Annotated in this window: 13 protein-coding genes; 4 read left to right on the top strand and 9 right to left on the bottom strand. The window is 65.6% G+C overall.

Going from position 1 to position 10,388, the window contains the following annotated elements:
- The 4 genes from WAN71_RS28780 to WAN71_RS28795 form a co-directional block, all read left to right on the top strand.
- Positions 1 to 507, top strand: a 507-nt coding sequence (locus tag WAN71_RS28780) for a hypothetical protein (protein WP_422228587.1), incomplete at its 5' end; no start/stop codon positions are given.
- 74 nt (positions 508 to 581) lie between these two features.
- Positions 582 to 1,580: a thioredoxin-disulfide reductase gene (gene trxB / locus WAN71_RS28785; protein WP_422228588.1), complete on the top strand. Its 999-nt coding sequence runs from the start codon at positions 582 to 584 to the stop codon at positions 1,578 to 1,580.
- A gap of 11 nt (positions 1,581 to 1,591) precedes the next feature.
- The gene (gene trxA / locus WAN71_RS28790) at positions 1,592 to 1,945 is read left to right on the top strand and encodes a thioredoxin (protein ID WP_422228589.1); all 354 of its coding nucleotides are present in this window, start codon (positions 1,592 to 1,594) and stop codon (positions 1,943 to 1,945) included.
- Positions 1,946 to 2,067: 122 nt separating this feature from the next.
- On the top strand, positions 2,068 to 3,288 hold the full coding sequence (locus tag WAN71_RS28795; RefSeq protein WP_422228590.1) for an N-acetylmuramoyl-L-alanine amidase: 1,221 nt from the start codon (positions 2,068 to 2,070) through the stop codon (positions 3,286 to 3,288).
- On the opposite strand, the gene WAN71_RS28800 is transcribed toward WAN71_RS28795, so the two are convergent.
- The 9 genes from WAN71_RS28800 to rpmH all read right to left on the bottom strand — a co-directional run bounded on the left by WAN71_RS28800 (position 3,275) and on the right by rpmH (position 9,712).
- Complete coding sequence (locus tag WAN71_RS28800) at positions 3,275 to 4,018, bottom strand: acetyltransferase (protein ID WP_422228591.1); 744 nt, start codon at positions 4,016 to 4,018, stop codon at positions 3,275 to 3,277. The genes WAN71_RS28795 and WAN71_RS28800 overlap by 14 nt on opposite strands.
- A gap of 361 nt (positions 4,019 to 4,379) precedes the next feature.
- A complete protein-coding gene (locus WAN71_RS28805; protein WP_422228592.1) occupies positions 4,380 to 5,351 on the bottom strand; it encodes a ParB/RepB/Spo0J family partition protein in 972 nt (323 codons plus the stop codon).
- Positions 5,348 to 6,304: a ParA family protein gene (locus tag WAN71_RS28810; RefSeq protein WP_422228593.1), complete on the bottom strand. Its 957-nt coding sequence runs from the start codon at positions 6,302 to 6,304 to the stop codon at positions 5,348 to 5,350. The genes WAN71_RS28805 and WAN71_RS28810 overlap by 4 nt, the downstream gene beginning before the upstream one ends.
- Positions 6,301 to 7,026: a 16S rRNA (guanine(527)-N(7))-methyltransferase RsmG gene (gene rsmG / locus WAN71_RS28815; protein ID WP_422228594.1), complete on the bottom strand. Its 726-nt coding sequence runs from the start codon at positions 7,024 to 7,026 to the stop codon at positions 6,301 to 6,303. The genes WAN71_RS28810 and rsmG overlap by 4 nt, the downstream gene beginning before the upstream one ends.
- A 71-nt stretch (positions 7,027 to 7,097) precedes the next feature.
- Positions 7,098 to 7,694, bottom strand: coding sequence for a protein jag (locus tag WAN71_RS28820; RefSeq protein ID WP_422228595.1), 597 nt, complete (start codon positions 7,692 to 7,694; stop codon positions 7,098 to 7,100).
- 94 nt (positions 7,695 to 7,788) lie between these two features.
- Positions 7,789 to 8,874 (bottom strand): membrane protein insertase YidC, encoded by a 1,086-nt coding sequence (gene yidC, locus WAN71_RS28825; RefSeq protein WP_422228597.1) that lies wholly within the window; start codon positions 8,872 to 8,874, stop codon positions 7,789 to 7,791.
- Positions 8,858 to 9,145 carry a membrane protein insertion efficiency factor YidD gene (gene yidD, locus WAN71_RS28830; RefSeq protein ID WP_422228598.1) on the bottom strand — a complete coding sequence of 96 codons (288 nt, stop codon included), beginning with the start codon at positions 9,143 to 9,145 and terminating at the stop codon, positions 8,858 to 8,860. The genes yidC and yidD overlap by 17 nt, the downstream gene beginning before the upstream one ends.
- A gap of 44 nt (positions 9,146 to 9,189) precedes the next feature.
- The gene (gene rnpA, locus WAN71_RS28835) at positions 9,190 to 9,546 is read right to left on the bottom strand and encodes a ribonuclease P protein component (protein WP_422228596.1); all 357 of its coding nucleotides are present in this window, start codon (positions 9,544 to 9,546) and stop codon (positions 9,190 to 9,192) included.
- A gap of 22 nt (positions 9,547 to 9,568) precedes the next feature.
- Positions 9,569 to 9,712 (bottom strand): 50S ribosomal protein L34, encoded by a 144-nt coding sequence (rpmH, locus tag WAN71_RS28840; protein ID WP_084226258.1) that lies wholly within the window; start codon positions 9,710 to 9,712, stop codon positions 9,569 to 9,571.
- Positions 9,713 to 10,388 lie beyond the last annotated feature (676 nt).

The raw sequence follows: 10,388 nt of genomic DNA on the forward strand, positions 1-10,388 counted from the left end.
GCGCTAGGCGCCGAGCGACCGGAGCGTTCCCGCCTGCGGGCCGCGCACACCATCCGCCCCGGCGGTCTGCCGCGCCCAGCGCGGCTGGCCGTCGCCATGGCCGGTTTGGCTGCCGTCGCCGCCGCAATCTGGCTGGGCACCACGGCGCTGATCACGGCGCCGGCACCCACGCCGAGCAGACCTACCACCGCAGAACACATCACCGTGTCACGCCCGCCGATGGCAATCCCGTTGTCGGACCAACAGATCCTCGAGCTGCTCGGCGCCGCGCCGGACTTCGGCCCCTTCGCTGACCCACGACGCCGGGGGTCATGCCTGGCCGGCTTGGGCTATCCGGCCGACGCCCGAGTTCTGGGTGCCCGGCCGGTTGAGATCGCCGGACGGCAGGCCGTCGTGCTGGTGCTCCCCGGCGACACGCCCGGAGCGCTGAGGGCCTTGGCGGTGCCGCCGACCTGCAGCTCTGTCAACACCGGCCTGTTGGCTGACAGGATCGTCAGCCGTCCGTAGTGTTCGCGGGAACAGCACCGCCTACCCTGGCGTTCGACTGCTTTGAAGCGGCTTGAAGTATCCGAAAGGCTGGTATGAGCTCCTCAAGCACCACCGTTCACAACGTGATCATCATCGGCTCCGGACCTGCTGGTTACACCGCGGCGCTGTATGCGGCGCGCGCCCAGCTGGCGCCGGTGGTGTTCGAGGGCACCTCGTTCGGCGGAGCGTTGATGACCACCACCGAAGTGGAGAACTATCCCGGTTTTCGCGACGGGATCACTGGCCCGGAGTTGATGGATCAGATGCGCGAGCAGGCGCTGCGGTTCGGTGCGGACCTGCGCATGGAGGACGTTGAATCGGTGTCGCTGGACGGCCCGGTCAAGTCGGTCACCACCGCGGAAGGGGAGACTTTGCAGGCGCGGGCCGTCATCCTGGCGATGGGCGCTGCGGCGCGCTATCTGCACGTGCCGGGTGAGCAGGAGCTGCTAGGGCGCGGGGTCAGTTCATGCGCCACCTGCGACGGATTCTTCTTCCGCGATCAGGACATCGCGGTGATCGGCGGCGGGGACTCGGCGATGGAAGAGGCCACCTTCCTCACCAAGTTCGCCCGCAGCGTGACAATCGTGCACCGCCGCGACGAGTTCCGGGCCTCGAAGATCATGCTCGACCGGGCCCGCAGCAACGACAAGATCCGGTTTGTGACCAACAGCATCGTGGTCGCCGTCGACGGCGACACCACGGTGACCGGCCTGCGGCTACGGGACACCGCCACCGGCAAGGAATCCACGCTGGCGGTAACCGGAGTCTTCGTGGCAATCGGCCACCATCCGCGGTCTGAATTGGTGCGCGGCGCCGTAGACCTGGACTCGGCGGGCTACGTGCAGGTCGAAGGCAACACCACCCACACCTCGCTCGACGGGGTGTTTGCGGCCGGCGACTTGGTCGATCACACCTACCGGCAGGCGGTCACCGCCGCCGGGACGGGTTGCAGCGCAGCAATTGACGCCGAGCGCTGGTTGACCGAATGCGCGGAACCGGCCGCACCCGCAAAGACCAAATCCGCCGAAATTCCGGCAGCAGCGACACTTTGATTGGAGCAGCAATGACGAACACCGATTCTGCCGGCGCACCGGTAGACGTTTCTGACGCATCTTTCGAAACCGACGTATTGGGCAGCAATACGCCTGTGCTGGTTGACTTTTGGGCTACCTGGTGCGGACCATGCAAGATGGTGGCGCCGGTGCTGGCGGAGATCGCCGCCGAAACGGCCGGACAGCTCACCGTTGCCAAACTTGATGTCGACGCAAATCCCGAGACCGCCCGCAATTTTCAGGTGGTTTCTATCCCGACGTTGATCTTGTTCAAGGACGGCCAGCCGGTCAAGCGGATCGTCGGGGCCAAGGGTAAGGCGGCGTTGTTGCGCGAACTTTCCGACGCCGTTCCCAACGTCGGATAGTTCAATACAGATCGGCGCGATTTGCCTGGCGTTTTCCCGAAATCGGTGAGCGTCTGCGACAATACCGCCAAGCCTGTCAAAAAGCGGCAGGGCTGTTCACACCAGCTCACCGGAGGCCTTGAATGTCGCATCCGCACCGCGGCGCCGGCGAGGCGCTGCGCTGTGGTGACCGCAGCGCAGCGGTCACCGAGATTCGGGCTTCGCTGACCGCGCTGGGGCATCTGGACGGCCCGGATGAAGATTTCACCACCGGAAGGCATGTGGCGGTCGATGTCTTCGACGAAGAGCTCGACCATGCAGTGCGGGCGTTTCAGCAGCATCGGGGGCTGCTGGTGGACGGGATCGTTGGCGAAGCCACCTATCGGGCGCTCAAAGAGGCGTCCTACCGGCTCGGTGCTCGCACGCTGAACCATCAATTCGGTGCGCCGATGTATGGTGACGACGTCGCCACATTGCAAGCCAGGCTGCAGGATCTCGGCTTTTACACCGGGTTGGTCGATGGATACTTCGGCTTGCAGACGCACAACGGGTTGATGTCATACCAGCGCGAATACGGGCTCTACGCCGACGGTATCTGCGGCCCGGAAACGTTGCGCTCCTTGTACTTTCTCAGTTCGCGGGTGACCGGCGGCTCGTTGCACGCCATCCGTGAAGAGGAGCTGGTCCGTCGATCCGGGCCGAAGCTGTCGGGTAAGCGGATCATCATCGATCCCGGCCGCGGCGGCACCGACCACGGGTTGATCACGCACGGTGCAGCCGGGCCCATCAGCGAAGCAGATGTGTTGTGGGACTTGGCAAGTCGTCTTGAGGGACGAATGACCGCCATCGGCATGGAGACGTTCCTGTCGCGGCCGACCAACCGCAGCCCATCGGACGCCGAGCGGGCCGCGACGGCTAACGCCGTCGGTGCCGATCTGATGATCAGCCTGCGTTGCGCAACCCAGGCCAGCCCGTCGGCTAACGGGGTCGCATCGTTCCACTTCGGCAATTCGCACGGCTCGGTCTCCACCATTGGCCGCAATCTGGCTGACTTCGTTCAACGAGAAGTGGTCGCGCGCACCGGTTTACGCGACTGCCGCACCCACGGCCGTACCTGGGACCTGCTGCGGCTGACCCGAATGCCGACCGTTCAGGTCGACATCGGCTACATCACCAACCCGCGGGATCGCGGGCTGCTGGTCACCACCCAAACCCGCGATGCGATCGCCGAGGGCATCCTGGCGGCGGTCAAGCGCCTTTATCTGCTCGGCAAAAACGACCGGCCCACCGGCACATTCACCTTCGCCGAGCTACTTGCCCACGAGTTGTCGGTGGAGCAGGCCAGCCGGCTCAGCGGTTCGTAGCCGACGATCCTGCCGTAGATCCTGCTCCGACGGGCTGCTGCAGCGACGAGGTTTCCAGCAGCCGCTCCAACGCGGCTTCGACCTCGGCCTTCCAGCCAAGACCCTTGTCCAGCTCGAGCCGCAAGCGCGGAAAATAGCGGTGCGGCGCCACCACGACGAATCCCACATCGCGCAGGAAGTCGGCGGCGATCACGCAGTGCTCGACCGAACAGTCCCCTAGCGAATCCAGCACTGGCCGCAGCTCGGGGTCGATGCTCTGCGAGTTGAGCAGCTCCGCGACGTGCTCGGTGCGACCGAACGCCTCCAATGCCCGGACGCCGCGTCGGACCAACTCGTCGACCACCCGCGCCACCAGGCTGTAGGGCAGCTCATCTGCGGCTGGCCCGGGCTCCACCCGCATCGAGGTGAGCAGGACGGCGTCGGCCGACACCGGCGCCGTCGGAAAGCGCTGCGCCCGGGGCACCGCCCGCGGCGGAGCGTAGAACGCATAGCCCAGGCAAGGTGGCTCGCCTCCACCGCACTCGTGCGGAGCCGCCGTCGCCACCTGACCGCACGATCCCCACTCCAGCATGACCATCGACAGCCATGCCTCTTTCTCGAATTCCGGGTCGGCGAGTTGGTCTTCGTTGCCGAGGGTTGCGGGGTCGACTTCCCAGAAAGTGCAGCGGCGCGCATGCTTGGGAAGCTGGTCGAAGGCTTCGAGTCGCAGCGGTGTGATTCGAGCAGACACTAGACTCCTGGGCCTCCGTGGAGTGCTGTCATTGATGACCCTGCTTCTCCTCAGGCCATTGTGGCCCGCATCGTCGCAGGGCGCCACCAATGCCCGACTTCCCCGCGAACGGGTGGTGCCGCCACCCCGCAGCTGAGCGTACCCCCCGTGCGCGGCCGACGGCGATACCCGCGCGAGCCCGAATCCCGGCCAAAACAGCCGCTCGCCTCACCGCCCGGGACCCACCAGCCGCCCAGCGCTGGTCCAAGCCGCCATCAAAGCGAAATGCCCTGGTGCACAGTCCGATTCAGCTGATCCCGGCATGCCGGAGCGGCCTGGTACACCGGATTGTCACAGTGACGTAATCGGCTCGTGTCTGTGGTCAGGCGTTCGGCGAATTCATCAGGCCGACGATGCGCTGCAAATCGTCCACCGAACCGAACTCGATCACAATCTTGCCTTTGCGTTTGCCCACGCTGACTGTGACGCGGGTATCGAAAGCGCCCGACAACTGCTCGGCAACGTCCTGCAGGCCCGGCATCTGGATCGGCTTACGCCGCGGAGGCGCCGGGTGGCTGGAATCGCTGCGGTTGGCGAGCGTGACCGCCTCCTCGGTTGCCCGCACCGAGAGCCCCTCGGCGACGATCCGCACCGCGAGGTTTTCTTGTGCCTCGGGACCACCGTCAAGAGACAACAGCGCCCGGGCGTGGCCGGCCGACAGCACTCCCGCGGCGACTCGCCGCTGCACCGGAATCGGCAAGCGCAACAACCGGATCATGTTCGTGATCAGCGGACGGGACCGGCCGATCCGGGCAGCCAGTTCATCGTGGGTCACTCCGAACTCGTCGAGCAGTTGCTGATAGGCCGCCGCCTCTTCCAGAGGGTTCAACTGCACCCGGTGAATGTTCTCCAGCAGTGCATCGCGCAGCAGGTTGTCCTCGCCGGTCTCGCGCACGATCGTCGGGATCGCGGTCATGCCGGCCGCTTGGGCGGCACGCCACCGCCGCTCCCCCATCACGAGCTGATAACGCTGGCCGCCCGGCATGGCGCGCACCACGATCGGCTGCATGAGGCCGAACTCGCGGATCGAGTGCACGAGTTCAGCGAGTGCCTCCTCGTCGAAGACCTGCCGCGGTTGGCGTGGATTCGGCTCGATGAGGCCTGGGTCGATTTCGCGGTACACCGCGCCAATACCGGTGGGCCCGCTCGCCGCCGGGCCGCCCAGCACCACGTCGGCTGCGGCGTCGCCCATCCGCGGTGCCGTTGAGTCGGGCGTGCCGTCGGCCGGTCCGGTGGGGATCAGCGAAGCCAGGCCTCGCCCTAGCCCGCCCTTCCTACGTAGCGGCTGGGTCATGCTGGTTCCCCCTCCTCGGGTGCTGCTGCGTCGCGCTCCGCGAGCTCACGGCTGGCGTCGAGATAACTCATCGCACCACGCGATCCGGGATCGTAATCGATGATCGTCATGCTGTAACCAGGCGCCTCGGAGACCTTCACGCTGCGCGGGATCACGGTGCGCAAGACCTTGGCCCCGAAGTAGCGGCGGACTTCGTCGGCCACCTGATCGGCGAGCTTGGTCCGGCCGTCGTACATGGTGAGGATCACCGTGCTCACGTCCAGACTGGGGTTCAGATGGGCTTTCACCATCTCGATGTTGCTCATCAATTGAGACACCCCTTCCAGCGCGTAGTACTCGCACTGGATCGGGATCAACACCTCGGGGGCAGCAACGAGAGCGTTGATAGTCAGCAGGCCCAGCGACGGTGGGCAGTCGATGAAGACGTAATCGAAGTCGGCCCCCTCGAGGTCGGCCAGCGCGGTGCGCAATCGATTCTCCCGCGCCACCATGCTCACCAATTCGATCTCGGCGCCGGCCAGGTCGATGGTCGCCGGGACGCAGAACAGGCGGTCGCTGTGCGGACTGCGGCGCAGCGCGGTCTGCAACGGCATCTCCCCGAGGAGCACTTCGTACGACGAGGGCGTACCGGAATGACGCTCGGTGATGCCCAGCGCGGTGCTCGCATTGCCCTGCGGATCCAGATCGATCACAAGCGTCTTGAGTCCTTGGACGGCCAGTGCCGCGGCCAGGTTCACCGCCGTGGTGGTCTTGCCGACGCCGCCTTTCTGATTGGCGATAGTGAAAAGTCGGCGATGGCGCGGTCGGCGCAACGGTTGGTAGGCCGTGTGCAGCACCTGCATCGCGCGCTCGGCGGCGGCTCCGATCGGGGTGTCGAATTCCGATGTTTCACGTGAAACATGCGTCTGGGTGGCTCCGTGTTCGGAACTGTACGGGTCGTGCGGCGCACTCATAGGCTCTCCCTGTTCGACCGTCGACGCGGCATGCCCCGGGCCGGAGCCGGCTTGCTGCGCCGCGCCACCACCACGGTTGTCGGCGGAGACAGATACTTCACGCCACATTCCACCACCCTGGCATCCGCAGCGCCCAATGCGCTCATCACACGCCGGTACTCGCGGACTTCGTCGGGGGCCCGCTCCCCCTTGATCGCCAACATCCGCCCGCCCGGCCGCAATAACGGCAAGCTCCATCGCGTCACCTTGTCCAGCGGGGCCACGGCTCGGGACGCGACGACGTCGAATGCACCGACGGTCTGGCGGACTGCGGCGTCCTCCGCGCGGCCTCGGACCACTTCCACGTCCAACCCGAGTCCAGCCACAGCCATCCGCAGGAACTCGGTTCGGCGCAGCAGCGACTCGATCAGGACGACGCGCAGTCCCGGCTTGGCGATCGCCAACGCCAAGCCCGGCAGCCCGGCGCCGCTACCGATATCAGCGACTCGCTCGCCGGGTTCCAGCAATTCGGCGACGACGCCGCAGTTCAATAGGTGCCGCTCCCAGATCCGATCGATTTCGTGCGGGCCCAGCAGCCCCCATTCGACGCCGGTATCGGTGAGCAACTCGGCGTAGCGCTTGGCGAGGTCGAGGCGCGGCCCGAAGATCGCGTTTGCAACTTCGGGCGGCGAGGGTGCCTGCGGCGCCGCGCCGCGGGGAACGACATGTTTCACGTGAAACATTCCTCCCGTCGGGGCCGCTCGGGTCCGGCCGGAGCCCGGACGAACTACACCGATGTAAGTCTGGCGTCGTTTCAGTCGACGAGTACGACGACCCGGCGCGACGGCTCCACGCCCTCGCTCTCGCTACGGACTCCGTCGACCGCCGCCACCGCGTCGTGAACGATCTTGCGCTCAAATGGCGTCATCGGAGCGAGTTCCTCGCGTTCGCCACTTTCCAGTACCCTCCTGGCCACCTTGTCGCCCAACGCCGCCAACTCTTCGCGCCGGCGCCGCCGCCAGCTCGCGATGTCGAGCATCAGCCGGCTGCGCTCTCCAGTCTTCTGGTGCACCGCCAGCCGGGTCAGTTCCTGGAGGGCGTCGAGCACCTCGCCCTTGCGACCCACCAACTTAGTCAAGTCGTCGCTACCGTCGATGCTCACCACCGCGCGACTACCCTCGACGTCCAAGTCGATGTCGCCGTCGAAGTCAAGTAGGTCCAGCAGCTCTTCCAAGTAGTCGCCGGCGATCTCTCCCTCGGCGACCAACCGCTCCTCGGTATCGACCAACCGCTCCTCGGTATCGGCCTCCGCCTCGGTATCGCTCGTCGCCGTGTCCGCCAAAGTCGCCTCCGGCGCCTCTTCTGCCGGAGCTTCGGCTGTGTCGTATCCGGTTGTGTCCGCGTCCGTCATGCCTGCTTGTTTCCTTCCCGTCGTCCGAGCCCTTGCCCGGCTAAGTCTGCGACCCGGCATCAGTTGCGACACCGGGCTTATTCACCGTTGTCGGTCAACGTCTGCGCTTCTTGGGCTTCACTCCCGGACGTGGGGTTCGGCCGGCCGGGTTGGTATTGCCCAGCGCTTGATCGCTCGCAGGCTCTGCCGCCGGCCTGTCCCCATCGGAACCGTCAGAGGGGCCCGACGATCCGTTGCCACCCCCCGGCGCGTTTCTCGGCGACCGCTTCGGTTTGGCGCCCGGCGCCGGCGCGTTGGCCGCCCGGCGTTCCAGCGCTTCGCGCTTCTTCGCCTCTTCCTCTTTCTCGATCATCCCGAACACGACATGCTGCTGGCCGAACGTCCAGATGTTGTTGGCGAACCAGTAGAAGATGATCGCCAACGGCAAGAACGGCCCCCCGACCACCACGCCGAGCGGAAACACGTACAGCGCCAGCTTGTTCATCATCGCGGTCTGCGGATTGGCCGCGGCCTCGGGGCTCTGCCGCGCCACGGACGCTCGGCTGTTGAAGTAGGTGGCGATGCCCGCCAGGATCATCACCGGCACGCCGACGGCGATGACAGCGGGTCGGCTGAATTCGGTGAAGGCAGCCAGGCTGGTTCCCCGCTGTGTCATCGTGGCGCCCAGCGGTGCGCCAAATAGGTTGGCGTCCAAGAAATGTCCGACATCCGCGGCGGTGAAGACGTAATTGCCGAGCTCGCGGTTCCGCTCGGGCGAAAGCCCCAGCTGTCCGATACCAGTGGTCGTCCGGTTGAAGCATCGCAGCACGTGGTACAGCCCAAGAAACACAGGGAGCTGCGCGAACATCGGCAAGCAGCCGAGGATGGGATTGAATCCGTGCTCGCGCTGCAGCTTCTGCATTTCCAGCGCCATCCGCTGACGGTCCTTGCCGTACTTCTTTTGCAGCGCCTTGATCTGCGGCTGCAACTCCTGCATCTGTCGGGTGGTACGGATCTGGCGAACGAACGGGTGGTACAAGATCGCCCGCAGCGTGAACACCAGAAACATCACCGACAGCGTCCAGGCGAAGAAGCTCGAGGGGCCCAGCAAGAAGGCGAACGCCTTGTACCAGAGCCACATGATCGCCGAGACCGGGTAATAGAAGTAGTCCAGGCTGAACGGATCAAACGACAACAGAATCACTCTCCCCTAGCGTCGCTGGGGTATCCCAGCCGTCGACCCGGTCTGCCCGCCGTTCCGGTATCGGGTCCCATCCTCCCCGATGCCACGGACCACACTTCGCCAGCCGGACGGCTGCCAGCCCAGTCCCCCGCACCAACCCATACTCGGCCAGGGCGTCCACGGCGTACTGGCTACAGGTCGGGGTGAACCGGCACGTCGGCAACCGCAGCGGCGACACCATGTGGCGGTACAGCTGGATCAGAAAAATCAATCCGCGCGCCACCGCCATCTCGGCGCCGCGCAGCCATTGCCTCACCTTTGACGTTATGTCAGTCACCGACGAGCTCCCGTTGCTTCAATGCGGCGTAAGCCGGCGCGTAGTTCTTCCTCCAACCGGGCGGAGCCGAGGCTGCGACTGCTCGGCAGCGCACGGATTACCACGTGCTCGGACCGCTGCAGCCCTTCCACTACCCTGCGGGCGACATGCCTCAGCCGCCGGGCCAATTGATGCCGTTGCACCGCCGAGCCCACCGAGCGCGCGACGATCAGTCCGACCTTTGGCGGCTCGGCTGCTGCTATGTTCCCGGGCCGTGCGTAGATGACGAGGTCTGGCTGCACGGCGCGAGTTCCGTGCTTCACCGTGGCATCGAAATCGGTCGACCGCGTCATACGGTTCCGCGCGGAAAGCACCGCTGTTACACCGGAGTTCGAATCAGGCAGTCAGGGAGCGGCGGCCCTTGCGCCGCCGGTTGGACACAATCGCCCGTCCTGCCCGGGTGCGCATGCGCAGCCGGAAGCCGTGCACGCGGGCTCGGCGCCGGTTGTTCGGCTGGAAGGTCCGCTTGCCCTTTGCCACGACTCTCTCCTCGTTACATCTGGCATCGTGATCCGGCCCGGTGGCTATGCCGGTGGAACACGATTGCCCTCACGAAGCCTTGGCAGGCTCTGTGTCTCGCTGGTAACCGGCGCGGCCCCCGTGCATATGGCTCGGATCGCAGCCGTATCGCCGACTTTCGGGCGACTAGATGAGGGTACTGACGAGCATTCGCCGGGTCAAACCTGGCCTTGTCGGTTCCCGATCTGGCGGCGATATTTAACGAACGTCACACCCGCGACCGCCGGCCGTGAGCAATTCTACGAAAGGCCGGCCCAATGTTGCAGAACGGTTGGCCTGGGCGAGGAAAACTGTTAGCTTCGGACCGGTGTAGTTCCAAGCCGTCCCGACCCGGAACGGCGCCCGACAACGAAGCGAGGATGGCGGATCGGCTTCCTGGCCAGATGACCCACGCTGGCTGTCTCGAGCGCCGATCTCGCGTGCCGTCGGCGGCTATTTGCGGCGCGATGGTGGCTGTGCTGTCCACACTTGTGGATAACTATGTGGACAGTTCGTTGTCGCAACTAATGCCGATACGTCGACGTCAAAGCAGGGGGACCCGTCGTTGACCGAGGACCCCGGATCAACTTTCTCGACGGTCTGGAGTGCGGTCGTCTCCGAACTCAACGGCGAGATTTCCACCGACAGCACCGAGACC

Origin of the sequence: Mycobacterium sp. (assembly GCF_049280035.1) — a bacterium.
Classification (GTDB): Bacteria; Actinomycetota; Actinomycetes; order Mycobacteriales; family Mycobacteriaceae; genus Mycobacterium.

Excerpts from the sequence above, each read along its gene's own strand:
- trxB (WP_422228588.1), top strand. The coding sequence starts at position 582 with ATGAGCTCCTCAAGCACCACCGTTCACAACGTGATCATCATCGGCTCC.
- WAN71_RS28810 (WP_422228593.1), bottom strand. The coding sequence starts at position 6,304 with ATGAGTGCGCCGCACGACCCGTACAGTTCCGAACACGGAGCCACCCAG.
- WAN71_RS28795 (WP_422228590.1), top strand. The coding sequence starts at position 2,068 with ATGTCGCATCCGCACCGCGGCGCCGGCGAGGCGCTGCGCTGTGGTGAC.
- yidD (WP_422228598.1), bottom strand. The coding sequence starts at position 9,145 with ATGGCGGTGGCGCGCGGATTGATTTTTCTGATCCAGCTGTACCGCCAC.
- WAN71_RS28805 (WP_422228592.1), bottom strand. The coding sequence starts at position 5,351 with ATGACCCAGCCGCTACGTAGGAAGGGCGGGCTAGGGCGAGGCCTGGCT.
- WAN71_RS28820 (WP_422228595.1), bottom strand. The coding sequence starts at position 7,694 with ATGACGGACGCGGACACAACCGGATACGACACAGCCGAAGCTCCGGCA.
- trxA (WP_422228589.1), top strand. The coding sequence starts at position 1,592 with ATGACGAACACCGATTCTGCCGGCGCACCGGTAGACGTTTCTGACGCA.
- rsmG (WP_422228594.1), bottom strand. The coding sequence starts at position 7,026 with ATGTTTCACGTGAAACATGTCGTTCCCCGCGGCGCGGCGCCGCAGGCA.